Origin of the sequence: Mesorhizobium sp. M1027, assembly GCF_040318745.1 — a bacterium.
Lineage (GTDB): Bacteria > Pseudomonadota > Alphaproteobacteria > Rhizobiales > Rhizobiaceae > Mesorhizobium.
Map to the genome: position 1 here is coordinate 401674 of NZ_JAMYMW010000002.1, position 24737 is coordinate 426410.

Genomic DNA, 24737 nt, shown 5'->3' on the forward strand with positions numbered 1-24737 from the left:
CCGCTCCGAGGCGGTGCGATATTCACAGCCAAAGCGAATAGGGGCTGGAACGACGGTCTGATATCGGCCAATGAGAGAGAAGTTCGCCTCAGACGGTGCCGCGGACAGGACCAGAGGGGTCGATAAATGTTCGAATCTGCTGTCCAGGCAATCACCTGGCGATTCGCCGGCGAATTTCGGCAGGTCGTATCCCCGAAAGTTCTGTAATGCAGGCAGCAGCGAGCATCCCGACAGAGGATTCCAAGCGGCGCGTCCTCAGGGATGTATTCGGCTTCGATGATTTTCGTCTCGGCCAATCGGCCGTGATGGAGGCGCTTCTGGCCGGGCATCATGTGCTGGCTGTCATGCCGACCGGCGCCGGCAAGTCGCTCTGCTACCAGGTCCCGGCGCTGGTGCTGGGCGGGCTCACCATTGTCGTTTCGCCGCTGGTGGCCCTGATGCAGGATCAGGTCGCCGCATTGCGGCTTGCCGGCGTGGCGGCCGATACGATCAATTCCTCGCTCGACCGCGATGCCAATGTCGCTGCATGGCGCCGTGTCGCGGCAGGCCAGACGCGCCTGCTCTATCTTGCACCGGAGCGGTTGATGACCGTGCGAATGCTCGAGGCGTTGACCAAGCTCGATGTCCGGCTGATCGGCATCGACGAGGCACATTGCATCTCCCAATGGGGACCGGCGTTCCGGCGCGAATACGAAGAATTGTCGAGACTACGTGATATCTTCCCGAAAGTGCCGATCATTGCGCTGACGGCGACGGCGGATGAGACGACGCGCACCGACATTGCCGCGCAACTGTTCGACGGGCGCGTCGATACGGTGGTGCTCGGCTTCGACCGACCGAACATCAAGCTAGGCATTGAGCCCAAGCAGGACAGCAAGCGCCAACTGCTCGGCTTCGTGCAGCGCCATGCGGGCCGCAGCGGGATCGTCTATTGCCTGTCGCGCAAAAAGACCGAAGAGATGGCGGCGTTCCTCGAGCGGAACGGCGTACGCGCGCTCGCCTATCATGCCGGAATGAGCAAGGACGCGCGTGAAGCGAATCAAAACGCTTTCATGACCTTGTCCGGTGTGGTGATGGTGGCGACCATCGCCTTCGGCATGGGGATCGACAAGCCGGACGTCGCCTATGTCTTCCACACCGACCTGCCGGGCAGCTTGGAGGCCTATTATCAGGAAATCGGGCGGGCGGGCCGCGACGGGCGGGCGGCCGAGGCACATATGCTCTTCGGTCTCGGCGATATCCGCATGCGCCGGCTTTTCATCGAAGACGAGGACGCGCCGGCTGAGCACAAAAGGCGCGCGCATGGCCGACTCGATACGCTGATCGGTTATTGCGAGACGACGCAGTGCCGCCGTCAGATCCTGCTTGGCTATTTCGGCGAGAGTGCTTCGCCTTGCGGCAATTGCGACAACTGCCTCGACCAGGGGCCGCATGCGGATGGCGAGGCGGAGGCGCGGATCATCCTGGCGGCGATCGCACAGACCGGCCAGCGCTTTGGCGCCGCCCATGTCGTCGATGTTCTGCTCGGCCATGAAACCGAGAAGGTCCTGGACAGGAACCACCACAGGCTTGCCAGCTTCGGCACCGGTGTCGTGCACAAGAAAAATGTGTGGCTGTCGCTGGTCCGCCAGCTCGTCGCGGGAGGGTTTCTGACATTGGACTCAACCGGCCATGGCGGCCTCGCCATTGCCGAGAAGGGCCGTGCGCTGGCTCGGGGCGAGGCATCGTTCCGGTATCGCGTGGACGCGCGCCAGCCATCGCGAGGCAAGATACGGACCGCACAGGATACCGCAGCAGGCACGGAAGGTCTGGATTCGGTGCTGCTGGCCGCGCTCAAGGCTGTACGGCTGCGTCTTGCCCGGGAACGCCAGGTGCCGGCCTTCGTGATCTTTTCGGATCGTACACTGATCGATATGGCCGAACGCTGCCCGCGTGATCTGGACGCCCTCGCCGCGGTCAACGGTGTCGGCGCCGCCAAGCTCAAGGATTTCGGCGAGATATTCCTCGGCGCGATCGCTGCGCATCAGCCCGGTGTGGCGGGCTGAAGGTTCCATCAAAATCGGCCCATTCGGGAATGATCATGCGCGAGATCAAAGTGCTGCGGCGTGTGAGCGGCTCCTTTGCCATCGTGGGATGGTTGGTATTGACGCTGCGGCAGACGGTGTGTTCGTTCCTCGATATCTTTGGTGCGAGAGACCAACAAATGCGCCCGAAGCAAGTGAGCCACTGCTCGTTTGTCCCGATCGATGCGCACGTTGTGATCATTAAACTGGTGACTACATGTGATCCGGACGATCAGCTGGGGGAAGGCAATAAAGATGCACGGATGGTATGATCCGCTGGCGTGCACAATCTATCGCGTTGAAACCGTGACCTACCTGATGTGTGCCCAAGGCCAGGGAATGTAAGTTCCGTTGTGAGCGACTGCCCCGGCAATGTATGAGCGTTTCCTATTTTTTCTCATCCACAATCACTAGTTCGCCTGCCAAAATCCTATCCCTGACAGCCTTGTATTTGGCGGTAAATTCCTCGCCAGATTGGAGGTCCCGCACAGAAATTCGACTGTTCCTTCCAAACTTTCCGGGGTTGTCCTGTTGCAGTGTTATCGCACGAGGGATTTGCATCACCGTCTCTCGTAAAACCTCCTGTGCCAACTCCTTTCCAGCTTTGATAATGTTGCCGAATTGAGCCGCACTTTCGTCCAGCATTTCGCTGTATTCAGCTATCATCGAAGTCAGATACTGAGCAGCGCGTCGAGATCGTAGTCTGTCCCCCATTTTACGAGCTGCATTCAAGTCTTGATACGCAGTGAAAAAAGCGACGACCGCCCGATCAGGCGTCATCGGACCTACACCGGCGCGGATCGCGTCCATAATCTCAAATGCTTTCGCAAGTTTGTTCCGGTTGATCAGCGCCTGCGATTGCGTCAAAAGAAAAAGAAGGTCCTCATCCGGCAACGGTTGGTCTGAATGCGCAACCCTAAACGCGAGCGTCATGTAGTCCCTTAACGCTCGTGAGCGGAAATTGGCTGGCCCAGAATGAGAAATTATTCGAAGAGATTCTAGATGGTCATTCAATGGGACTGTTTCGCCCTGTATATGAATCTTTCGCCACACATATGTTGTGATTCCAGAATGAAAGTCGTCCGACAGATCCCGTAGCAAGTCCAAACAAATTCTAACCGTGTCCTGCGGTTGACCCCCAAATCTTGAATTTATAATGTCTTCAATAAGATCATCACGCCCAATACTTGCTAGCAGAGACAGGATTTCTGCGATCCTCCTATCGCCTGGGTCCAGGTCAGAAAATGTCGTCTTCGACTTTCCCTTTGGCGCCAAGAGAATTTCAGAAGCCGTCTCAAGCAGGGAGGCATTTTTCGCTTCCGGCGCCAGTCTGAAAATGCGGCTCAAGATTGCGGGGTGCTGGTCGCGAGGTGCCAGCGATAGCGCTGTGTTTAAGTGAGCCAATGCGGCCCCGCTATCACCCTCACGAGCCTCGATCGATGCAAGCGAGTATAGGCTTGCTGCCACAATCTGTCTGGCATCGAGATCGTCTGACGGAGCTACGCGGGTGACATCGTGGCCAACTTTCCGCCCTTCCTCTCGACTCTCAGCAGTGTCAGCAGCAGCGAGCGCGGCTATAAGTCCAGCCTTAGCTACATTCGAGGACTTCGTTTCAGTGCCGGCGACTTCGCGGAACACCGGGATGGCAGAAATGTGGTCCCCTGACCGTGCCAGGGCGGTAGCATAGTGGTACTTCGCCGCCATCATCCGTTCGGCTTCGGATGGCCGATCGATCAGACTCCGAAATTCCAAGACAGCCTCTACATTCTTATTCAGGTACAAGAGCGAGAGCGCTAGCTGATACTGGCTGTCATAAGGGAGGGCACCCCGGTCGTCGCTCTTAAAAGAAGAGATAATCCTGATAGTTTCGGAATATGCACCCAGGCGGAATTGATCGGTGGCGACCCTGAGAGGACCTCTTTCGCGCTCGGCGATTGTGGATAACCACTCATCGGACAGCGCGGCGTCAATGATCGGATTTTTTATGACAGGCAACCCATTCGTATCATATTTGGTGATGCCAGCCAAGTAGAGGGAAGATTTCGTTCTAGCGTGTATTTCATCGCCGTGACCCCAGCGGATAGAGCTAATTGCAGCCCTCACGTCACTGTCAGATTCAGCAAGGACTCTGATGTGATCTACAGGAGCTCTGTCAAACTGCTGCAAGTACAGTTTTTCCACCACGTTCCGAACATCGCCAACACTAACATGTTTATTACTTAGGCCTATGTCCTCCAGCTCCGAAGTGACGTCCCAAGTCATTCGCGGATTCCCGCCAGTAAAAAGGAATACCTCATCCTTCACTTTATCCGAAAAAGTGAAGCCAGCGTTTCCCATAAACGAACACAACTCTCCCCTTGTAAAATCCTTCAGATAGATCTTTTCGCCAATATTAAACGGAGAGATATTTCTATCTTTTATTAACTCAGACGGTTCGGCCACTCCTGCCAGGATGTACGTAAGCCTGTCATATTCAGAGTAATTTACCCTAGAAAAATACATGCTACGAATCTGGGAAAAAAGTCTGTCCGAATAATTAGTGGCGACTACGGAATCGATTTCATCAAATATGACAACTAGTCTCTTTGGGGAAATAATTCGTAGTATTTCTATGATACTAAGCTCGTACTCCCTGTGGGGCTCTGCTATGCCAGAATATCTTATTGGTTTGATCGACGTTCGAGCTACGGACTGCCATTGTTCAGTTCCATTAATAATGGAATCTATCAGGTATCGGAAAAATGATGATACATCGTCAATTCTGACAGAGAGGTCAAAATACGGAACGATGTCTCCTTCGGCCTCTCTCTTTTTCTTAATGTGCAGAAGTAGGTTAGTCTTGCCCATCTGTCGTGCTTCAAGCACGTATGGCGGGCGCGCCATTGCGAGGACGGTGGACTCCAATTGACGGTCCGCCTCGCGGTCCACGTACAAATGTGCCGGAATAATTGCTGACGGCCGGAGCTTCTTCAAAGCTTGCCCTCCGCATCTAGCCGCTTAACTCGATCAGCTAGACCCTCGCCTGTGGTTCTACGATCACGTATGTCACGTAGCACATGCTTAACAAATCTCGGCATGCCATCCGCCGACCGGATGACGGATTCGTCATCCTCCGTGCTGAGCGAAATTCCAGTTGGAGGTTTTATCAAGTTAAGCAAACCACGGATGTGCTCCACCTTCCACCGAATAGCTCTGGTGAAGCTTATTCGCTCGCGTGTCTTTGTCTGCCCCGTGGGAATGATTGTGTCAGGATCAGCGATTGACGTGAAAACGAATCTCACTTGATCCCGAAGCTTCGAGTCTGAATCAAATTGGGACGTTATGTTTACTATTGAAGATATGAAATCCAATAGTTGCTGGCCCGAAACTGGTATCTCCTCGACCAGGAAACATCTCACAGGGATTTGCGAGCTGCTTATCGCCGTTTTCAACTCCCAGGTTAAAGCCGGAACATCATTCGAGGTGGCGTAGCTCCCGGTCTCCAACCCGATAGCTTCACGGAGAAAAGCGGATGTTGGGTTTACGTCCAGTGCAGAATAGCCACCCAACATAATATGTTGTAGCTTCCAGCCAGAACGAATGACCACGCGCCTCGCTAAGGATGTCTTCCCTACACCACTATCTCCCGAAATCCACAGGGGACCGCTAAGAACCGATCGCAATATATTGTCATCATCTGGACGCGATAGATAGTAAGCTTCGTCGCCGGCGTGGTATATATCAAATAGTGGGTCGGGAACTTTTATTCCATTATTTGATAAATTACCGGCTGCCTCATGGACTGAAGCCTTTGAAAGGACGAATTTTCGGATTATTTTGTAAGAAATATCATCGTAGCTCGATGGGCGAACTATCGATGAATGGTCACATGAAGGAATCAGGCTGTGCTTCGGACCTGTCAGAGTTGGCAAAGCGCTCTCGGGGTAGACTACAGCATCGGCCCCGCCGGCTGCATAGTGAACCTCGACGCGGTCTTCGATCTTCAGAGCCTTCCAATCCTCATTTAGCGAATGTAGCGCATCGGCGTGGGGATGTAGTTGTTTTAAGTGGCGATTGTGAGGGATAAGGCGTTGACCCAGGCTGGCCATGTCCGAACCAGTCGATGGCGATGCCAATAGGAGGGCTTCAATGCCAGTTAGTGCATTGCCTGCCTTAACTTGATCTACGATATATTTACGAACAACGATACCGCCAAGGCTATGTGCGATAATCTTGATACGACGGCGATCTGCGTGGCTTGCTCGAATGGCCGTACTTAGGCCCGCGGCTAGTTCAGTGATATTTGCGGTGCGCCTCAAAAAACGACGAAAAAACGTTGACGGAAATTCGAAAGCGTCAATGTCCCAATTGTCTAGCTGGATGTCACTTTTAACGAGTTCAAAAAGCGCTCCCCAAGTTGTTCGCGGACTTCCAAAAAGCCCGTGAACAAACAGGATTAGGTCACGATTTTCGTCTCGCGTCGTGCGTATCACTGCAAGCGACTTTGCTACACGCGGCCATCTTACCATTCGTTCCCCCCAACGCGCAGAAGCTATTCTGCGGTCTGTTGCAATTCAACTCTCCGATCGTCGATCTAAAGAGATTCTCGCGACTGTGAAAGCACGGAAGGTCTGGATTCGGCGCTGCTGGCGGCGCTCAAGGCTGTACGGCTGCGTCTTGCCCGGGAACGCCAGGTGCCGGCCTTCGTGATCTTTTCGGATCGTACACTGATCGATATGGCCGAACGCTGCCCGCGTGATCTGGACGCCTTCGCCGCGGTCAACGGCGTCGGCGCCGCCAAGCTCAAGGATTTCGGCGAGATATTCCTCGGCGCGATCGCTGCGCATCAATCCGGGGTGGCGGGCTGAAGACCCACTTCAGTGACGCAATCAGCACCGGCTTCGTCTCGCCGCGGCAATCGCAGCCTCCTGCTGCCGCAAGCGCTCGATCTTCGCACTCTGGCGGGCAGCCACGGTCGAGGCGACACGCTGCCCTCCCAACAGCCAGCCCGGAATGTTGGTGTGGACGACTTTGCCACGAGCGATGGCTGTCGCCGACATTTCGTCGGCGACCGCGCCTATCGCCACGTTGAGCTCGACGCAACTCATCTTGTCGTATTTCGCAGCATCAAAGGATGCCGGCAAAGGCGATGCGCAACTTCCGACAAACATGAGGCTGCATATCAGAGGCGTGGCCGTGGAGATCGCCTTCATTCCCTTATCAAGCACGTTGATGCCGGACGGGCGGATTTTCGGAGGGTTCTCGATCTCAGGCCGCGAAGCGCTCCCGAGGTTCCGCGTAACTGAAGCATGTGACCTCTACAATACTCTGTGCTGACCGACCTGTTTGTCGTCAAAGAATTCCGAGAGAGCCGCTGCCGTCTTGTCGGGGTGCTCTTCCGGGAAAAAGTGCCCGCCTTGGACAGCGCGTCCTGCCACTCTGTCGGCCCATTTCCTCCAGATGGCCAGCGGCCCGCCTTCTTGCGCATACCAGTTCTCCAGGGCGCCTTCGCCACTCCATAGCGCCAGTAGCGGACAGTCGATGCGACGACCGTTTGCGCGGTCCAACGCGTCATGTTCACGATCGATCGTCGCAGCGGCGCGATACTCTTCGCAGATGGCATGAATATGCGCGGGATCGCGAAGCGCATCAACATAGGCGTTCCTGACCTCTTTGGAGACCATTTTCGCTGACGATCCCCACTGCGTTATTGCATCGTCGACGACAGCATCGGGAGCCGCTCCGATCAGACGCTCCGGCAGGGGCTCCGGCTGGGCAAGAAGGCTCCAGGGCCAGAAGCCAAGCGCCAGTCTGGCATCCGCCCGATCCCATGTTGCGGCGGTGGGGATGATGTCGAGGACGGCGATTTTGAGCACTTTGTCGGAATGGTCCAGCGCCAGGCGATAGGCAACCCGCCCGCCACGATCATGCCCGGCAACCATGAACCGCTCAAACCCCACTTGCTTCATGGCCTGAACCATGTCGCCGGCCATGGCGCGCTTGGCGTATGGGCTATGATCGGCAGAGGAAAACGGGCATCCGCTTTGCCCATAGCCTCGAAGGTCGGCGGCGACGACCGTGAAGCGGGGCGCCAAGGCTGCGGCGATATCCCTCCACATCAGATGCGTTTCTGGAAAACCGTGAAGAAGCAGCAACGGCGGACCGGTGCCTCCGACCCTTGCGAAAATCGTCGTATCGTCCAGTCGTAGGCTGGTGGCTCTGAAACCTGCAAACACCGTCAGCCTCCTCCGCGCCCTTAGGAAAGCTCCCTAAGGGCGCTAACGGCCGCCTGAGGCGAAAACCCCGGCCGCGATGGCCAGGGTTCAAGCCGGCCAGTTGCTAGAATCGAAACCAGACCCAAACGCGCCTGCGGAAGCACCGCCTGCGCCGATAGCCGTTTCGCCAGTAAACGCGACAGACCCTTCTCCAGGCGCGCCGGCGGCGCCGGCGCGGCATGTGCCACCGGCGATGATAGACTGGTTGCAACTCTGCTTGAGTTTCGTCGTCGTCGAAGGTCTCGACATCCGGCGCCTCGAGTTCATCGAGAATGCCCCTTCTGGCAGTTGGAACGCCGGCCACCGCATTGATTGGCCGAACCGTGCTTGCAAGGGCCGCGGCCCCGGCAATGCCAAACATTCCTGTCAAAAATAGTCGCCGATCCATGGAAACCTCCCAGTCTTCAACCAGCGATAGAACAAGCTGACGATGGGGAGATAGCGCAGTCGGTGCAAACGCCTAGTGCCGCACGGCGATTGGCGGTGGTCCGGTCGGCCGGAGGGTGTTGCCTCGTCCTCGAAGCGGGATGGCTACCTCGATCGACAAACACCCGGAGCTTTCTGAATGGATGGAGGGCCGTGAACGACGAAGATGGGACCTACGTCTACGCCATAGCTACCTAGTTCCACGCTACTGCTCTCTGTTTGTCGCTCGCGTTGCAATAAGGCTTGACAGCCATCCTACCAGAAGGTAGGTAAAAGCATGAGCAACTTGTCTACCACCGCTGACGACATCCTGGCTTGTGCGCGTTCGCTGATCGTGGCTGGCGGCTACAACGGTTTCAGTTATGCCGACGTTGCTGATGTGGTCGGGATCCGTAAGGCGAGCATCCATCACCATTTCCCAAGCAAGGTCGATCTGGTTCGGACGCTGGTTGCGCGGTATCGCGAAGAAACTGAAGCGGGGATGGCAAATGTCGAACTTCACGAATCCGATCCGCTCGAACAGTTGCGGATCTATGCCGGGTATTGGGAAGCCTGCATCGCGAACGCCAGCGCCCCGTTTTGTATCTGCGCGCTGTTGGCAAGCGAGCTCCCCGTGCTGCCCGAGGAAGTTGGCCTTGAGGTCCGGGCGCATTTCCGCTCGCTGTCGGCTTGGCTGACATCCGTGATGGAGCGCGGTGCGCGGCACGGCCAATTTCGACTGATGAGTACCCCTCGTGCCGAGGCTGAAGCGTTCATGGCGACCGTTCATGGCGCGATGCTTTCAGCACGGGCCTATGGCGATCCGAAGGCATTCGCCGTCGTGACCGGCCCGCTCCTGGAGCGGCTCCGCGCTTCCCCCCGGATACCAGCCTAGATCTCAACTAACCATACTAGCGATCACTCCGCGACGTTCGTCGAGAGACCCTACCTACTAGTCGAAAGGACAATCCAATGACGGTTCACAGTGGCGATCTCTCCCGCGCCAGCCAGGAACAATGGCTCAAGCTCTATTACTTCGCTCGGACGACGTTCTCGGCTGTCTGGGTGGCGGCTGCCTTTACGGTGGGACAGCATTCCGGGGTGGTCGCGGCGGTTTTGCTCGTGGCTTATCCTGCATGGGATGCCCTGGCCAATTTTGTCGACGCATCGCGCAGCGGAGGATTGGGACATAATCGCACCCAGGCCATCAACGTCGTGGTCAGTGTGGCGACAACGTTCGCGGTCGTTGTTGCGCAGAAGATGAGCATGAACTGGGTGCTGGGCGTGTTCGGCCTATGGGCGATCCTGTCCGGCCTGCTTCAACTCGGTACCGCTGTCCGCCGTTGGAAGAGCTCTGGTGCGCAGTGGGCGATGATCCTGAGCGGAGGGCAATCAGCGCTGGCAGGCACCTTTTTCATCGTGCAGGCGCGGATGCCGATGCCGCCATCGATCACCAACGTGGCCGGCTATGCCGCAGTAGGCGCCCTCTACTTTCTGGTTTCGGCGGTGTGGCTAAGTGTGAGCCAATTGCGGCGGAAGGCTGCATAGGCCGCGATCTTAAGCCATTACCGGCGCGATGAGAGATGCAGTTATCTATGGCTCGGGTCGTACCATTCCGAAGTGGCGGAGAGGGAGGGATTCGAACCCCCGATGGGCTTGCACCCATGCCGCATTTCGAGTGCGGTGCATTCGACCACTCTGCCACCTCTCCGCGGTCATGGTCCGCCGTTGCCGGCGCGGCGCACTAGATAACGGCTGGACAGGCAGGTTACAAGGGCCAATCTGCCCCGTCGCCGCAGCTTCTGTTCGAGCCTCCGACAGCCGCTGCTCGATATTTGCAAGGACTGGGCTCAACCCGTTTGCAGCTTGCCCGCGGCGCTTGCCTTGACTCAAGCCGAACGTTCGGTTAGGGACAGCGCGCAATCGGCGTGGAGGGATCTTCCGCGCCGCTTGTTTTTTGAACCCGCAGACTGACAAAAAGACGGCCGAACCGCCTTAGGCGGTTCATCAAGGCCGACCGAACAGCGAAAGGCAAAAAATGTTCGCAGTCATCAAAACGGGCGGCAAGCAGTATCGCGTTGCCGCCAACGATCTCCTGAAGATCGAAAAACTCGAAGCCAATGTCGGCGATATCGTCGAGATCGGCCAGGTGCTCGCGCATGGCGAGGGCGAGAACGTCACGTTCGGTGCGCCATTCGTCGACGGCGCCTTGGTCACCGCCGAAGTCGTCGAACAGGGCAAGAACCGCACGGTCATCGCCTTCAAGAAGCGCCGCCGGCAGAATTCGCGCCGCAAGATCGGCCATCGCCAGCTTTTGACCACCGTCAGGATCGCCGAGATCCTGCTGGGTGGCGCCAAGCCGTCGAAGAAGGCCGCCGCCAAGACTGAGGTAAAGGCTGCTCCCAAGAAGGAAGCCAACGCAGAGGCTGCGCCGAAGGAAACCGAGGCCAAGGCAACCGAAACCGCCGCTCCGCTGTTCAAGGCACCGAAGGGCGAACCCGACGATCTGACCGTGATCAAGGGCATCGGCCCGGTTGCAGCCGGCCAGCTCAACGAACAGGGCATCACGACCTTCGCACAGATCGCCAAACTGTCCGACAAGGATGTCGCCAAGATCGACGAGCACATGCCGTTCAGCGCCGACCAGATCAAGGACTGGCGCGAGCAGGCCAAGGAATTGGCGAAAAAGTAGAACGAACCGGCGCAATCGTCGCCGGATCGGACTTGAAACGGAACGCGAACGCGTTCATAAGATCGTTTAGGCGTCTCACGGCGCATCGGAGTAGTTAGATGGCACACAAGAAAGCTGGCGGATCGTCGCGCAATGGTCGCGACTCCCATTCCAAGCGGCTCGGCGTGAAGAAGTTCGGCGGCGAAGCCGTGATTCCGGGCAACATCATCATTCGTCAGCGTGGCACGACGTGGCATCCCGGCACCAATGTCGGCATTGGCACGGACCACACGCTGTTTGCGCTCGAAGCTGGCGCAGTCACCTTCAACAAAAAAGCCAATGGCCGAACCTACGTATCGGTGAACCCGATGACGAAGGCAGCGGAGTAGCCGGTTCCGCACGAGAACACCGGCACCCATCTCGGGACCGGTGTCTGGCCAAGCCAGGAAAAGGATCAGGGGAGATGGGTTTCCATCTCCCTTTTTTCTTGCCTGGAGGACTGACATGGTTGCCGAAGCGGAAGACTCAGACGACGAAAGTTACACGATAGATTGCCCGGTGCTCGCGACCGAGCGGCTGGTCATGCGTGCCCCGCGTGAAAGCGACATCGAGCAATTGGTGGCGCTCGCCGACAACCGCCATGTCGCGGAAATGCTGGCTCGCATGCCGCATCCCTATGGCGAGGCGGAGGCACGCGCTTTCCTGGCTATGACGGCATCGCGCCGGGCTGGAATCGCCTATGCGTTGACGCTGGCCGGCACCGAGACCTTCGTCGGCTGTGCCGGACTCAACACAACGGATCGCGGGCTGGAGCTCGGCTACTGGATCGGCGAGCCGTACTGGAAACGCGGCTACGCGACGGAGGCAGCGCACGCACTGGTCGACCTTGCCTTCCAGAGAACCACGATCCAGGTGCTGCACGCCTCGACGCGGGTTATCAATCCGGCCTCGCGCCGCGTCATCCACAAATGCGGCTTCCAGTATGCCGGCCAGGGCATGCTGAATTCGATCGTTGCCGGTCAGGTGCCGGTCGAACGCTACCGCCTCGATCGCAAGACCTGGACCAGCCTGCGGAACTGGGTGCATTTTTGAGGCATGTCGATATTCAGGTGATGCCAGCCTGCGAATGGCGGCTTCCTGCGCTTCCGGTGCTCACGTACTTTAAGTACGCTCCGCTCCGGTTCTCGGAAGCCACCACTCTCGGCACGGCCTGACCTGAATCTCGACACACCTCGGCGCGAAAGATTGCGGACCAACGTTGACATCACGCCATCTCGACCCAGACCGGCAACTGGTCCGAACCGGCCGCTTGCCGGTCGACCCACAGGCGCCTGAGCGATTTGGCAAGCGAAGCGCTGGTGAAGATGTAGTCGATGCGCTTGTAGCGGCTGGCATCGCCTGGCCGCTTGGGGTCGACCCAGGTGACGAGATCGGCGCCGGCAGCGCCGAGGCGCGCGGCGGCATCGACGGCGAGGTCGGCGGTCACCGGCATGCCGAATTCATGGTCGGGTTGGCCGGCGAGTTCGACGTGCTCCGGCGATCCGGCGAGCATGTTGAAGTCGCCCATGACGACGAAGGCTTCAGGACAAGGCAGGTCCGGCAAGCCGATCTCGGCGACGCCGGAGAGCCCGCCGCCCTCGAGCGGGTAGTTTAATAGGCGTTCGCGCAGAAAGCGGATTTGGCTCAGGCGTTCAACCGGGCTGCGGTGGTCGAGATGGGTGGAATAGAAGCGGATTGGACCAAGCGTCGTTTCAATCAGCGCCTCCAGCGCGCCGCGCTGGAAGTTCATTGCTTCGAAACTGCGGCTGCGCGGCAAAAGGAGATTGCGCGACAGATGGATCGGCGTCCTCGACAGCACCATGTTGCCGAGCTGGAAGGTGGTCGTGATGGCGCGGCCGTTCTCCAAGCGCGAGCCAGCGTCGGCTTCGAAATTGCTGCCGTAGACGGCAAAATAGTCGGGCAGCGCCTCGCCGAGTTCGGCCACCATGTCGCGGCCGCCATTCTTCGGGTTGGCGCGGGTGACCTCTGCAGCGCGATCACGTCGGCGCCGCGGACGGCATCGGCGATACGGCCGACATCGTACCGGCCGTCGAGACCGACGCCGTAATGGATATTGTAAGTTACCAGCTTCATTCCGACATCTCGCGCTTGGAAAGCCGAAGATCGATTTTCGGCAAGGGTCAACCAAAGGCTACGCGTCCAGAGATACGCGCGACGTTACAGTAGTAAAAACGGCCCTCGCCCTTCGACCCGCCTTGGTTTAGAGCAATCCCGCAAAGCCAATAACAGAAACCATACAATCCGATGAAATTTCTCGATCAAGCCAAGGTCTACATCCGCTCCGGCGACGGCGGCGCCGGTTCGGTGTCGTTCCGGCGCGAAAAGTTTATCGAGTTCGGCGGTCCGGACGGCGGCGACGGTGGCCGCGGCGGCGATGTCTGGGTGGAGGCGGTCGACGGGCTAAACACGCTGATCGACTATCGCTATCAGCAGCATTTCAAGGCCAAGACCGGGACGCACGGTATGGGCCGCAACATGACCGGCGCCAAGGGTGCCGACGTAACGCTGAAAGTGCCGGCCGGAACACAGGTCTTTGCCGAGGACAATGAGACGCTGATCTGCGATCTGACGGTCGTCGGCCAGCGCTTTCTGTTGGCCAAGGGCGGCAATGGCGGTTTCGGCAACCAGCACTTCAAGACTTCGACCAACCAGGCGCCGCGCCGCGCCAATCCCGGACTGCCAGGCGAAGAGCTCAACATCTGGCTCAGGCTGAAGCTGATCGCCGATGCCGGCCTTGTCGGGCTGCCCAACGCCGGCAAGTCGACCTTCCTGGCGGCGGTCACCGCGGCCAAGCCGAAGATCGCCGACTATCCCTTCACCACCCTGCATCCGGGCCTTGGCGTGGCCCGCATCGACGGGCGCGAATTCGTCATCGCCGACATTCCCGGCCTGATCGAAGGCGCGCATGAAGGGGTCGGCATCGGCGACCGCTTCCTGGGCCATGTCGAACGCACGCGCGTCCTTCTGCATCTTGTCTCGGCACAGGAAGAAAATCCGGCCCAGGCCTACAAGACCGTGCGCGCCGAACTCGACGCCTACGGCAACGGGCTGACCGACAAGGTCGAAATCGTCGCGCTTTCCCAGGTCGACATACTCGATGCCGACGCACGCAAGAAAAAGACCGCCTCGCTGAAACGTGCCGCCGGCCGCGCGCCGATGCTGCTTTCTGCTGTCACCGGCGAAGGCGTCGAGGCGGTGTTGCGCGCGCTGATGGCTGTGGTGGCGGAGGCCCGCGAAGCTGTCGCTGCGCCGGTCGAGACGCGCTGGAACACATAGCCATGGCCGCGCAATCGCTGAAAAATTATCGGCGCATTGCCGTCAAGATCGGCTCGGCGCTGCTTGTCGACCGCACGACGGGCCTGAAGCGCGACTGGCTGGCCTCGCTTGCCGACGACATCACCGTGCTGGCCAACGGCGGCGCCGAAATTCTCGTCGTGTCGTCCGGGGCGATTGCGCTCGGCCGCACCATCCTCGGCCTCGGCAAGCGAGCGCTGAAGCTCGAGGAGAGCCAGGCCGCTGCTGCCGTCGGGCAGATCGCCTTGGCCGGCGCCTGGTCGGATGCGCTCGGCAAGAATGGCTTGAAATCGGGCCAGATCCTGCTGACGCTCGGCGACACCGAAGAGCGCCGCCGCTACCTCAACGCGCGGGCGACGATCTCGACGCTGCTCAAGATGACGGCAGTGCCGGTCATCAACGAGAACGACACGGTGGCGACATCGGAAATCCGCTATGGCGACAACGACCGGCTGGCGGCGCGCGTCGCCACTATGATGGGCGCCGACCTTTTGGTGCTGCTTTCCGACATTGACGGGCTCTACACGGCACCGCCTGCGCGTGACCCGCAAGCTCGGTTCATTCCCGTCGTCGACCGCATCACTCCCGACATCGAGGCAATGGCGGGTGCTGCCGCTTCGGAATTGTCGCGCGGCGGCATGCGCACCAAGATCGACGCCGGCAAGATCGCCACCGCCGCCGGCGCCGCCATGATCATCACATCGGGCACGCGGCTGTCGCCGCTACTGGCAATCGAGCGCGGCGAGCGCGCCACCTTCTTCCGGCCGAGCGCCAATCCGGTCAAGGGTTACAAGACCTGGATCGCCGGGCAGCTCGAACCTGCAGGACGGCTGACCGTCGATGCCGGCGCCATCGGCGCGCTGCTCTCCGGCAAGTCGCTGCTGCCGGCCGGCGTCAAATTGGTCAGCGGCAATTTTGCGCGTGGCGATACGGTGGCCATCCTGTCGCCCGAGGGCCGCGAGATAGCGCGCGGGCTGGTTGCCTATGATGCCGCCGATGCCGTAAGGATCGCTGGCCTGAAGACGACCGAGATCGAAACCGTGCTCGGCTACGAGGCGCGTTCGGCCATGATCCACCGCGACGACCTCGTGGTGAGCGGCGCGGCCGACGGAGATGCAGCCCGCCATTGACGGCGCGCTACTGGTCAGGCTCATGCGGCCATTTGGGGGTGGGTTGCGATATCGATCCTGAAAGTCCTGGTATATCTTCAGAAGTTCGCTGCAACCTCCCAACTCCGCTTCGATGCCAGCCTTGGCACGTCGATCCACTTCGGCTTGGGGAACATCCTTGTCGTCTTCGACGACGAGATCGCGGATGAGCGCGTCAGTCGTCATTGCTTCTGCCCCTTTTTCCTCTTCCATCCTTTTTTTGAATTCCGCCTCAAGCCGAGCGCGCGGCCCACATCCATGCAACTCTTCAACAACGACGTTGATCTGGGAAAGCGGTGTCGGTGGCGCGCCGCAATAGCGCTCAGCGAGTGCGAGGGACATCATCGAGCTTACCATAAGCATGGCCTTGCCGTCGGGGCTCTCTCCAGGTTCAAATTTGTCGTCGCAGTAGTCCGCGGCACGGAGGCTTGTCGGTATGAGCATCGCGCCGAGAGCAACGAGGATAACTGTCATCATTCTCCTTCCTCAAATTTGCGGCCATTGCCGCGAAGGCTGCCCGCGTGTAAATCCACCAGCTTCACTGGATCGGTCAAATGCTGAACAAACACCAAGGCGATGATGTAGCCAGTTTGATGACACGGATAGGCCGCAAGGCGCGCGCTGCCGCCCGACCGCTGGCCATTTCGAACACTGCTGCCAAGAATGCCGCGCTCCTCGCCATGGCCGACGCCATCATCGCCCGTGAGCAGGACATTCTCGATGCTAACGCCATCGATGTTTCGAATGGTCACGAATCCGGGCTTTCCGCCTCCTTCATGGATCGGCTGAAGCTCGATCCCGCCCGCATCCGCGCCATGGCAGACGGTATCAATGAAATCGCCGGGTTGCGCGATCCGGTCGGCGATGTCATTGCCGCTTGGGAGCGGCCGAACGGGTTGCATATCGAACGGGTGCGCACGCCGCTCGGCGTCGTCGGCGTCATCTATGAGAGCCGGCCGAACGTGACCGCCGATGCCGGCGCGCTCTGCCTCAAGGCCGGCAATCCGGTGATCCTGCGCGGCGGCTCGGATTCGGCGAATTCTTCCGCCGCGATCCATGCCTGCCTGATCGAGGGGCTGAAGACAGCCGGGCTGCCGGAGGATGCCATACAATTGGTGCCGACCACCGATCGCGCCGCCGTCGGCGAAATGCTGAAAGGGCTTTCCGGCAATCTCGAAGTCATCATTCCGCGCGGCGGCCGCAGCCTGGTCGAGCGTGTGCAGGACGAGGCACGGGTGCCGGTCTTCGCGCATCTCGAGGGCGTCTGCCATCTCTATATCGACCGATCGGCCGATCTCGACATGGCGGTCAAGATCGCGGTCAATGCCAAGATGCGGCGCACCGGGGTGTGCGGTGCTGCCGAGACGCTGCTGGTCGACCGTGCCGTCGCCGGCACGCACCTGGTGCCGATCCTCGAGGCTTTGCGGGCGGCAGGCTGCGAGATCCACGCCGATGCCGAGGTGCTAAGGCTTTATGCCGATGCCCAGCCCGCGACCGATGCAGACTGGGTGACCGAATATCTCGATGCCATCATTGCGGTGAAGCTGGTCGACGGCGTTGCCGGCGCGATCGAGCATATCGAGAATTTTTCATCGCATCATACTGAGGCGATCATCGCGGAGGAGGCAAAGGCCGTCGAACGGTTCTTCAGCGAGATCGATTCGGCGATCCTTCTGCACAATGCCTCGACCCAGTTTGCCGATGGCGGCGAGTTCGGTATGGGCGCCGAAATCGGCATTGCCACCGGCAAGATGCATGCGCGCGGGCCGGTCGGCGTCGAGCAACTGACGTCGTTCAAATACCGCGTACGCGGGTCGGGACAGGTGAGGCCTTGACCTTTTTCGCCGCTAGGGCTTGAAGTTTGCGCCCAGCCACCCCCCTCTGTCCTGCCGGACATCTCCTCCGCAAGGGGGGTGCTTAGCACGATGCTATCCCCTTCCGAGCATCCCGTCCCTCCGCGCTACCTCAAGATGCCGCATGCCGGGAAAGGCGTGGCGGTCGGGCTGTTCGGCGGTTCGTTCAACCCGCCGCACGCCGGCCATGCGCTGGTCGCCGAGATCGCGCTCAGACGCCTTGCGCTCGATCAGCTGTGGTGGATGGTGACGCCCGGCAACCCGCTCAAGAATGCCGGTGACCTGGCACCGCTGGCCGAGCGGCTGGAGCTATCCGAAAAGATCGCCAAGAACCCGAAGATCAAGGTCACCGCCTTCGAGGCGGCCCACCGCGTCCGCTTCACCGCCGATACGCTGGCGCTGGTCAAGGCGCGTAACCCCGGCGTCGATTTCGTCTGGATCATGGGGGCCGACTCGCTTCGCGACTTCCACCGCTGGCAGCGCTGGCGCCGCATCGTCATGACGTTCCCGATCGCGGTGGTCGACCGGCCGGGCGCGACACTGTCGTTCCTGTCGTCGGTGGTCGCCAAGACGTTCGACTATGCCCGCGTCGACGAGGGCGACGCGCCGCGGCTCGCCCGCATGGACGCGCCGGCCTGGACCTTCATCCACGGCCCTCGTTCGTCGCTGTCGTCGAGCGCGATCCGCAAGGTGGCAAGGGGTTGAGCCAACACGGAAGGCAAGACCGCTGATGTCGCTTTTGCCGCTGCCTTGACCTGCTTGATGGGCGATCCTCGGTCATGACGATTCTCGAGCGCGACCAGGACAAGAACGGTCTAGGGCAGCCGGCCCCGTCGATCGCCATTGTCAGTATCCTCTTGTCGATGGCGCTGATCGCCGTCGGCAATGGGCTCATGTTCGCCTATATCCCAGTCCGGCTTGGCGCCGCAGGCTTCGATCCGACTTGGGCGGGGCTGATCGTCACCGGCCTTTCGGCTGGCGGCCTCGCCGGCTGCATCCTGACCGGGCCGCTGGTGCGGCGTGTCGGCCATGCCCGCGTGTTCATGGTGCTGTCGGCACTCATCGTGCTGTCCAACGCCGCCGTCGGCGCCGGGCCGCATCCCTTGCCGTGGATCGCTGCACGGGCGCTCTACGGCTTTGCCATTTGCGGCCTGTTCATCGTCGCGCAGAGCTGGCTGAACGATGTCGTTGCCAACGCCATCCGCGGCCGGGTCATGGCTATCTTCTACGTTGCCTATGTCGCCGGACTCGGCGTCGGCTATTCGACGCTGGCGTTGATCGATATCCGCGCGGCCGACGCGCCGCTGATCGGCATTGCCTTCACCGCGCTGTCGATCCTTCCCGTCGGGTTGACGCGGCTTGCGCAGCCGCCGGCGCCGCAAGCGGCGTCCGTGGCGCTCGGCCGCGCCTGGCGGATCTCGCCGGTCGGCGTTGCCGGCATGCTTGCCGTCGGCGGCCTGTCGATGACGATCTCGGGCTTTGCGCCGATCCATGCCACGGCCAAGGGCTACAGCCAGGCCGACGTCGCCTTGCTGCTTTCGGCAATGCCGGTCGGCACGCTGATCCTGCAGATCCCGCTCGGCTGGATTTCCGACCGCACCGACCGGCGCTTCGTGCTGATCGCGGCGTCGGCGCTTGCCGCCGCGGCGGGCCTGTTTGCCCTCGGTTTCGATGGCGGCGCGCTGGTGGCGCTGCTCGTCATCTACGTGGTCTGGGACGGCGCCTCGGAATCGATCTACTCTCTGGCCAGCGCCCATGCCGGCGATCGCGCCGGCAAGGACGACATGGTGGCGCTGTCGAGCTCGCTTTTGTTCGCCTGGTCGCTGTCCGGCTTCGTCGTGCCCGGCATCGTGACCGGGCTTTCCGCCGTCTACGGCACGCAGGCCTTCATCTATGTGGCAATCGTCATTGCCGCCGCTTACTGCCTGTTCGTTCTTTGGCGAGTCGTCATGGTGCGGCCCGTGCCCGCCACCGAGACCGGCAGTTTCGCGCCGATGACGGCGCAGGCGCCGTTGCCCGTCGATCTCGCCTTCGCGCCCGAAGGTCAACGCGGGCGCGAAGAAATTTGAACACCCTCCAGCTGGCTTCAAATGCTCTATTGCCGTGTGGCTGAGGCATCCGCCTGCGGCGCTTTCGGTGCCGGCGCCGGGACCGAAAGGCCCTCGGCATCGAACGCCTGCTTGACACTCTTGGTGAGGTCGATCTGGGTGGCGAAGAAGTCGGCAGCCGCCGTCCAGTAGCGCAAGGTGATGGCGACGGTGCTGTCGCCGACGGTCGCGACAAAGGCGATCGGCGCAGGCTGCCGCCTGACACGCCGGTCGGCGGCGGCAACGCCAAGCATGGTCTTTTGCGCGAAGTCGATGTCGTTCCACGAGCCGATGCCGAGCGTGATGTCGCCGCGACGCACACCGTTGCGGGTGAAGTTGCGGACCGGCTGGTTCCATAGGGTCGAGTTGGGTGCAAGCACGTAGACGCCTTCGACCGTCCTCAGCGTTGTAGCGAACAGCCCGATCTCCTCGACGGTGCCGGATATGGCGCCGACCTCGACATATTCGCCGATGCGGAACGGCCGCAGCGCCAGCAGCATGATGCCGGCGGCGATGTTCTGCAGCGTGCCTTGCAGCGCCAAGCCGATGGCCAGGCCGGCGGCACCGATGGCGGCAATGATCGAAGCGGTCTGCACGCCGAACTGGCCGAGAACCATGATCACGACCAGGCCGAGGATGGCGTAGCGGACGACCTGCGAGAAGAAATGGCGGAGCGTTTCGTCGAAGCCATGGATATGGCCGAGGCCGGCATAGATCGAACGCTCGGCGAGGCCGGCGACGATGTAGCCGATGACCAGCAGGATGACGGCGCCGACCGCCGAAAGCGAGTAGGAGACGATCAGCGTGCTGAGTTGCGCCAGGCCGGATTGCACGGTGAGGAGGGCGTTCTGGGGATCGATCGGCATGTCGGGATTCCGGTTCGTGGATGAGCCGATAACCGCTGCGGGGCGAGGCGGTTCCGATTTTCTCGCTCGAAAGCCTCATATTCGGCCGCTGCCGGGCGCCTGCTTGCGAACCATGTCTTGAAACTGCAACCTAACTCTGCCTATCTAAGCAATGTCACCTGATTTTAGAGGTGATTTGGTTGTTCTTGCTGCGAAAGGAAATACACTGAGAACAGCACTTCGGAAGAAGGCCGACATCGTGCCTTCGCCGGCCGGGATCAGCGTACACGACGCCGTGTCCCGCGCCATCAAGACAGTCCTTGCCAGTCTGGAAGACTCCAAGGCCGAAAACATCGTCTCAATCGACATTCAGGGAAAATCGAGCCTCGGCGACTACATGGTCGTCGCATCGGGCCGATCGCACCGTCATGTCTCGGCTGTCGCCGATCACCTCCTCAAGGCGCTCAAGGATGCCGGGCTCGGCACGGCGCGCGTCGAGGGGCTGGCTGGCGCCGACTGGGTCCTGATCGATTCGGGCGACATCATCGTCCATGTCTTCCGTCCCGAGGTCCGCGACTTCTACAATCTCGAAAAGATGTGGCAGGCGCCCGATCTCGAGGAGGAGACCCTCCACTGAGCCGTACTCGTCGTGATGTATGTCGTTGTCCGACATGCATCAGCGGCTCGTCGAGGCAAGGATGAAGATTACCGTTCATGCCGTGGGCCGAATGAAAGCCGGCCCCGAGAAGCAGTTGGCCGATCGCTATTTCGAGCGTTTTGCCAAGAGCGGTCCTGCCGTAGGCCTCGAATTCGCCGGGATCGTCGAGATTGCTGAAGGCCGCGCGCAGACGGCCAATGAGCGCCGGCGCGAGGAAGGCCAGAAGCTGCAGACGCACTTGCAACCGGGCACGGCGCTGGTGCTGCTGGATGAGCGCGGCAAGAACCTTTCCTCCGAGGATTTCGCCGGCCGCATAGGCTCGCTGCGCGATGGCGGGCGCAAGGCGCTGGTGATCGCCATTGGCGGCGCCGACGGCCATGACCAGTCGCTGCGCGACCTGGCTGATCTGACGGTGTCGCTCGGTGCGTTGACCTGGCCGCATCAGCTGGTCCGCGTAATGCTGGGCGAGCAGCTTTACCGGGCGGCCACGATCCTTTCCGGCCACCCCTACCATCGTTCATGAAGTCGGCTCGGTCGGCGAATTGATGCCAGCCGCCCGGATTTTTGCCCCAATGCTCATCGACAGTTTGGGCTCATGGGGTTTGCGGATGGCGGCCGGGGCTCGAACATGGTTGATGGTTCGTTAACGAAGCCGCGCATAGAGTTAGGCTTCAATGTCTGAAGACTGGAAATCACGAACGGGCTCCTGGCGCGTGCGCTACGGCATCGCCGTGGCGGCGATCGCGCTTTCGCTCGGCGTCGCGCGGGCTGAGAACACGCTCGACCTGGCGCCCGACCCGGACCAGAGCCGCGCCGAATACGAAAAAGTATCGAAAGAGATCACGCTGTCGTCCGAGCGGCTGGCCAAGCTCGCCGCCGACATCGCGGCGGTCAAGAAGGACCACGCCTCGATCACCGCGGCGCTGATCCAGTCAGCGATGACCGAGCAGAAGCTCGGCCAGGACATCGAGGACATTGGCGGCAAGCTGGAAGGGCTTAAGGCGCAGGAGCAGAAGATCCGCGCCTCACTGGCCGCCAGACGCGACGTTCTGGCCGAAGTGCTCGGCGCGCTGCAGCGCATGGGGCTCAACCCGCCCCCGGCGATCCTGGTCAAGCCGGAGGACGCATTGTCGTCGGTGCGCAGCGCCATCCTGCTCGGTGCCGTGGTGCCGGAACTGCGCCAGCAGACCGACATGTTGCTGACCGACCTCAAGGAGCAGTCGCGGGTGACGGCCTCGATCGAGGCCGAGCGGGCGCGGCTGACGGCAGCGATCGGCGAGCAGGCGGCGGAAAAAAAGCGGCTCGGCATGCTGCTCGAAGCCAAGCAGAAGCTCGCCGCCGATACGCAAACCGCGCTGGCCGCCGAAAAGCAGCGGTCCGCGACGTTGGCGGCCAAGGCCGGCAGCCTGAAAGAACTGATCGCCTCGCTCGAGGCCGATAGGGCCCGCAAGGCGGCGGATGCGGCCAAGGCAGCCGAGCAAAAGACGGCCGACGCCGACAAGGGCCCGGCATCGGCTGCGGCGTCGACGGAATTGGCCTCGCTGCCGGTGCCGGAGAGCAACAGGCTCACCGCTGCCGCGCCGTTTTCCGCGCTGCAAGGGCAGATCGCGCTGCCGGTCACCGGCAGGATCAAGCGGCGCTTCGGCGCCGAGGACGGTAACGGCGCGGTGATGCTCGGTGACATGGTTGCGACACAATCCGGAGCCATCGTCACAGCACCGGCGGATGGAAATGTGCTTTATGCGGGGCCTTTCCGCTCTTACGGTCAACTCTTGATCCTGAATGCGGGTGACGGCTATCATGTCGTCCTGGCGGGGATGAGCAGAATCAGCGTCGCGTCTGGCCAGTCGGTGCTCGCAGGTGAGCCGGTCGGCGCGATGGGAGAGGCCCGGGTGGCGAGCACCTCGGCATCGAAGAATGGAAATGCCACGCCGGAGCTCTATGTCGAGTTCCGCAAGGATGGAAAACCCGTCGATCCGGCCCCATGGTGGGCGGACCGTTTTTCTGGAAGGACGTGAATGATGCGGAAACTGTCGCTTCTGTTTGCCGGTGCGCTGATGGGTGCATCGGCGATGAGCCTGGTCTATGGCGCGCCCGGCTCGACGGCGAAGGCTGCGGGCTCCGAGACCTATAAGCAACTGGCGATCTTCGGCGATATCTTCGAACGGGTGCGGGCGAATTATGTGACGCCGCCCGACGACAAGTCGCTGGTTGAAAATGCCATCAACGGTATGCTGTCGTCGCTCGACCCGCACTCCTCATACATGAACGCCGAAGAAGCGCAGGACATGCGCGTTCAAACCAAGGGCGAGTTCGGCGGCCTCGGCATCGAGGTCACCATGGAGAACGACCTGGTCAAGGTGATCACGCCGATCGACGATACTCCGGCCGCCAAGGCTGGTGTGCTCGCCGGCGACTATATCGCCAAGATCGACGGCGAGGAGGTTCGCGGCCTGACGCTCAACGACGCCGTCGAGAAGATGCGCGGGCTGGTCAATACTCCGATCAAGCTCACCATCCTGCGCCAGGGCGCCGACAAGCCGATCGAACTGACCGTCGTGCGCGACATCATCAAGGTCAAGGCGGTCAAGTTCCGGGTCGAAAACGACATCGGCTACATGAAGATCACCTCCTTTACCGAAAAGACCTATGACGACCTCGAGAATGCCATCGACACCATCAAGAAGCAGGTGCCGAACGACAAGCTCAAGGGCTACGTGCTCGACCTGCGCCTCAATCCGGGCGGTTTGCTCGACCAGGCGGTGAGCGTGTCGGATGCCTTCCTCGACCGTGGCGAGATCGTCTCGACGCGCGGTCGCGATCCGAAGGACGTCACCCGCTTCGACGCGCGGGCCGGCGACGACATCGGCGGCAAGCCGCTGATCGTGCTCGTCAATGGCGGCTCGGCCAGCGCATCGGAAATCGTTGCCGGCGCGCTGCAGGATCTGCGCCGCGCCACGGTGGTCGGCACGCAGTCCTTCGGCAAGGGTTCGGTGCAGACCATCATTCCGCTTGGCGAAAACGGGGCGCTGCGGCTGACGACGGCGCTCTATTACACGCCGTCCGGCAAGTCGATCCAGGGCAAGGGCATCACGCCCGACATCAAGGTCGACCAGCCGCTGCCGGCGGAACTGCAGGGCAGGGATCTGACGCGCGGCGAATCCGACCTCAAGGGCCATATCAAGGGCGCCGACGAAGGCACGACCGGTTCGGGTTCGGCAGCCTATGTGCCGCCTGAGCCGAAGGACGATTTGCAGCTCATCTATGCCGAGCAGCTGCTGCGCGGCCAGAAGACCGATCCGGCGTTCCCGCCGAATCCGCAAAAGGCCGTATTGAACCAGTAAGGGCGGGCAAGCCGGGCCAAACAGGTCTGGCTGCCTGAGCGAAGCGATGCAATGC

21 protein-coding genes, 1 tRNA gene and 2 pseudogenes are annotated in these 24737 nt (G+C 60.8%); 17 read left to right on the forward strand and 7 right to left on the reverse strand.

The window, feature by feature from the left end; genetic code table 11:
• The first annotated feature begins 206 nt into the window (after nt 1-206).
• Together recQ and NKH50_RS06480 are read left to right on the forward strand one after the other, a co-directional pair.
• Nucleotides 207-2045: a DNA helicase RecQ gene (recQ, locus tag NKH50_RS06475; protein WP_352877412.1), complete on the forward strand. Its 1839-nt coding sequence runs from the start codon at nt 207-209 to the stop codon at nt 2043-2045.
• Between the two features lie 35 nt (nt 2046-2080).
• Nucleotides 2081-2335 carry a hypothetical protein gene (locus NKH50_RS06480; RefSeq protein ID WP_352877414.1) on the forward strand — a complete coding sequence of 85 codons (255 nt, stop codon included), beginning with the start codon at nt 2081-2083 and terminating at the stop codon, nt 2333-2335.
• A gap of 115 nt (nt 2336-2450) precedes the next feature.
• Here the strand turns inward: NKH50_RS06480 and NKH50_RS06485 are convergent, their stop codons facing one another.
• Nucleotides 2451-4991: a tetratricopeptide repeat protein gene (locus tag NKH50_RS06485; RefSeq protein WP_352877583.1), complete on the reverse strand. Its 2541-nt coding sequence runs from the start codon at nt 4989-4991 to the stop codon at nt 2451-2453.
• A 41-nt stretch (nt 4992-5032) separates the two neighbouring features.
• Nucleotides 5033-6535 carry a lipase family alpha/beta hydrolase gene (locus NKH50_RS06490; RefSeq protein WP_352877417.1) on the reverse strand — a complete coding sequence of 501 codons (1503 nt, stop codon included), beginning with the start codon at nt 6533-6535 and terminating at the stop codon, nt 5033-5035.
• Nucleotides 6536-6667: 132 nt separating this feature from the next.
• Between NKH50_RS06490 and NKH50_RS06495 the strand changes: the two are divergent.
• Nucleotides 6668-6910 (forward strand): annotated as a pseudogene (locus NKH50_RS06495) (HRDC domain-containing protein); the annotation flags it as partial.
• A 21-nt stretch (nt 6911-6931) separates the two neighbouring features.
• Here NKH50_RS06495 and NKH50_RS06500 read toward each other — a convergent pair.
• Both NKH50_RS06500 and NKH50_RS06505 read right to left on the reverse strand, forming a co-directional pair.
• Entirely contained in the window at nt 6932-7150 is a 219-nt protein-coding gene (locus NKH50_RS06500) for a hypothetical protein (protein WP_352450887.1), read from the reverse strand.
• Between the two features lie 210 nt (nt 7151-7360).
• Entirely contained in the window at nt 7361-8278 is a 918-nt protein-coding gene (locus NKH50_RS06505) for an alpha/beta fold hydrolase (RefSeq protein WP_352877419.1), read from the reverse strand.
• A 742-nt stretch (nt 8279-9020) separates the two neighbouring features.
• Here NKH50_RS06505 and NKH50_RS06510 point away from each other — a divergent pair.
• On the forward strand, nt 9021-9617 hold the full coding sequence (locus NKH50_RS06510) for a TetR/AcrR family transcriptional regulator (RefSeq protein WP_352877422.1): 597 nt from the start codon (nt 9021-9023) through the stop codon (nt 9615-9617).
• A 77-nt stretch (nt 9618-9694) separates the two neighbouring features.
• A complete protein-coding gene (locus NKH50_RS06515; protein ID WP_352877424.1) occupies nt 9695-10270 on the forward strand; it encodes a DUF308 domain-containing protein in 576 nt (191 codons plus the stop codon).
• Nucleotides 10271-10343: 73 nt separating this feature from the next.
• Here the strand turns inward: NKH50_RS06515 and NKH50_RS06520 are convergent.
• Nucleotides 10344-10433: transfer RNA gene (locus tag NKH50_RS06520), tRNA-Ser, on the reverse strand.
• 327 nt (nt 10434-10760) lie between these two features.
• On the opposite strand from NKH50_RS06520, the gene NKH50_RS06525 reads away from it, so the two are divergent.
• From NKH50_RS06525 to NKH50_RS06535, 3 genes are all read left to right on the forward strand, one after another.
• Nucleotides 10761-11414 carry a 50S ribosomal protein L21 gene (locus tag NKH50_RS06525; RefSeq protein ID WP_352877426.1) on the forward strand — a complete coding sequence of 218 codons (654 nt, stop codon included), beginning with the start codon at nt 10761-10763 and terminating at the stop codon, nt 11412-11414.
• Between the two features lie 98 nt (nt 11415-11512).
• Complete coding sequence (rpmA, locus tag NKH50_RS06530) at nt 11513-11782, forward strand: 50S ribosomal protein L27 (protein WP_023678077.1); 270 nt, start codon at nt 11513-11515, stop codon at nt 11780-11782.
• Nucleotides 11783-11897: 115 nt separating this feature from the next.
• A complete protein-coding gene (locus NKH50_RS06535) occupies nt 11898-12485 on the forward strand; it encodes a GNAT family N-acetyltransferase (RefSeq protein ID WP_254820471.1) in 588 nt (195 codons plus the stop codon).
• Nucleotides 12486-12657: 172 nt separating this feature from the next.
• Here NKH50_RS06535 and NKH50_RS06540 read toward each other — a convergent pair.
• Nucleotides 12658-13526: pseudogene (locus NKH50_RS06540) on the reverse strand (endonuclease/exonuclease/phosphatase family protein).
• Between the two features lie 171 nt (nt 13527-13697).
• On the opposite strand from NKH50_RS06540, the gene obgE reads away from it, so the two are divergent.
• The 5 genes from obgE (at nt 13698) to NKH50_RS06565 (ending at nt 19817) form a co-directional block, all read left to right on the forward strand.
• A complete protein-coding gene (obgE, locus tag NKH50_RS06545) occupies nt 13698-14729 on the forward strand; it encodes a GTPase ObgE (protein ID WP_352479598.1) in 1032 nt (343 codons plus the stop codon).
• 2 nt (nt 14730-14731) lie between these two features.
• Nucleotides 14732-15877, forward strand: a complete 1146-nt coding sequence (gene proB / locus NKH50_RS06550; RefSeq protein ID WP_352877430.1) for a glutamate 5-kinase — start codon at nt 14732-14734, stop codon at nt 15875-15877.
• A gap of 572 nt (nt 15878-16449) precedes the next feature.
• Nucleotides 16450-17730, forward strand: a complete 1281-nt coding sequence (locus NKH50_RS06555) for a glutamate-5-semialdehyde dehydrogenase (protein ID WP_352877433.1) — start codon at nt 16450-16452, stop codon at nt 17728-17730.
• Between the two features lie 135 nt (nt 17731-17865).
• A complete protein-coding gene (locus NKH50_RS06560) occupies nt 17866-18453 on the forward strand; it encodes a nicotinate-nucleotide adenylyltransferase (protein WP_352701428.1) in 588 nt (195 codons plus the stop codon).
• Between the two features lie 74 nt (nt 18454-18527).
• The gene (locus NKH50_RS06565; protein WP_352877435.1) at nt 18528-19817 is read left to right on the forward strand and encodes an MFS transporter; all 1290 of its coding nucleotides are present in this window, start codon (nt 18528-18530) and stop codon (nt 19815-19817) included.
• Between the two features lie 26 nt (nt 19818-19843).
• Here NKH50_RS06565 and NKH50_RS06570 read toward each other — a convergent pair whose 3' ends face one another.
• Entirely contained in the window at nt 19844-20701 is an 858-nt protein-coding gene (locus tag NKH50_RS06570) for a mechanosensitive ion channel family protein (protein ID WP_254816404.1), read from the reverse strand.
• A gap of 238 nt (nt 20702-20939) precedes the next feature.
• Here NKH50_RS06570 and rsfS point away from each other — a divergent pair, with 238 nt between their 5' ends.
• The 4 genes from rsfS (at nt 20940) to NKH50_RS06590 (ending at nt 24682) form a co-directional block, all read left to right on the forward strand.
• Nucleotides 20940-21317, forward strand: coding sequence for a ribosome silencing factor (gene rsfS, locus NKH50_RS06575; RefSeq protein ID WP_352701337.1), 378 nt, complete (start codon nt 20940-20942; stop codon nt 21315-21317).
• A gap of 61 nt (nt 21318-21378) precedes the next feature.
• Nucleotides 21379-21861: a 23S rRNA (pseudouridine(1915)-N(3))-methyltransferase RlmH gene (gene rlmH, locus NKH50_RS06580; RefSeq protein ID WP_352701338.1), complete on the forward strand. Its 483-nt coding sequence runs from the start codon at nt 21379-21381 to the stop codon at nt 21859-21861.
• Between the two features lie 151 nt (nt 21862-22012).
• On the forward strand, nt 22013-23356 hold the full coding sequence (locus NKH50_RS06585; protein WP_352701339.1) for a murein hydrolase activator EnvC family protein: 1344 nt from the start codon (nt 22013-22015) through the stop codon (nt 23354-23356).
• Nucleotides 23357-24682, forward strand: a complete 1326-nt coding sequence (locus tag NKH50_RS06590; RefSeq protein WP_023719673.1) for a S41 family peptidase — start codon at nt 23357-23359, stop codon at nt 24680-24682.
• Nucleotides 24683-24737 lie beyond the last annotated feature (55 nt).

Excerpts from the sequence above, each read along its gene's own strand:
- recQ (WP_352877412.1), top strand. The coding sequence starts at position 207 with ATGCAGGCAGCAGCGAGCATCCCGACAGAGGATTCCAAGCGGCGCGTC.
- NKH50_RS06480 (WP_352877414.1), top strand. The coding sequence starts at position 2,081 with ATGCGCGAGATCAAAGTGCTGCGGCGTGTGAGCGGCTCCTTTGCCATC.
- NKH50_RS06500 (WP_352450887.1), bottom strand. The coding sequence starts at position 7,150 with ATGAGTTGCGTCGAGCTCAACGTGGCGATAGGCGCGGTCGCCGACGAA.
- NKH50_RS06510 (WP_352877422.1), top strand. The coding sequence starts at position 9,021 with ATGAGCAACTTGTCTACCACCGCTGACGACATCCTGGCTTGTGCGCGT.
- NKH50_RS06515 (WP_352877424.1), top strand. The coding sequence starts at position 9,695 with ATGACGGTTCACAGTGGCGATCTCTCCCGCGCCAGCCAGGAACAATGG.
- NKH50_RS06525 (WP_352877426.1), top strand. The coding sequence starts at position 10,761 with ATGTTCGCAGTCATCAAAACGGGCGGCAAGCAGTATCGCGTTGCCGCC.
- rpmA (WP_023678077.1), top strand. The coding sequence starts at position 11,513 with ATGGCACACAAGAAAGCTGGCGGATCGTCGCGCAATGGTCGCGACTCC.
- NKH50_RS06535 (WP_254820471.1), top strand. The coding sequence starts at position 11,898 with ATGGTTGCCGAAGCGGAAGACTCAGACGACGAAAGTTACACGATAGAT.
- obgE (WP_352479598.1), top strand. The coding sequence starts at position 13,698 with ATGAAATTTCTCGATCAAGCCAAGGTCTACATCCGCTCCGGCGACGGC.
- proB (WP_352877430.1), top strand. The coding sequence starts at position 14,732 with ATGGCCGCGCAATCGCTGAAAAATTATCGGCGCATTGCCGTCAAGATC.
- NKH50_RS06555 (WP_352877433.1), top strand. The coding sequence starts at position 16,450 with ATGCTGAACAAACACCAAGGCGATGATGTAGCCAGTTTGATGACACGG.
- NKH50_RS06560 (WP_352701428.1), top strand. The coding sequence starts at position 17,866 with ATGCCGCATGCCGGGAAAGGCGTGGCGGTCGGGCTGTTCGGCGGTTCG.
- NKH50_RS06565 (WP_352877435.1), top strand. The coding sequence starts at position 18,528 with ATGACGATTCTCGAGCGCGACCAGGACAAGAACGGTCTAGGGCAGCCG.
- NKH50_RS06570 (WP_254816404.1), bottom strand. The coding sequence starts at position 20,701 with ATGCCGATCGATCCCCAGAACGCCCTCCTCACCGTGCAATCCGGCCTG.
- rlmH (WP_352701338.1), top strand. The coding sequence starts at position 21,379 with ATGAAGATTACCGTTCATGCCGTGGGCCGAATGAAAGCCGGCCCCGAG.
- NKH50_RS06585 (WP_352701339.1), top strand. The coding sequence starts at position 22,013 with ATGTCTGAAGACTGGAAATCACGAACGGGCTCCTGGCGCGTGCGCTAC.
- NKH50_RS06590 (WP_023719673.1), top strand. The coding sequence starts at position 23,357 with ATGATGCGGAAACTGTCGCTTCTGTTTGCCGGTGCGCTGATGGGTGCA.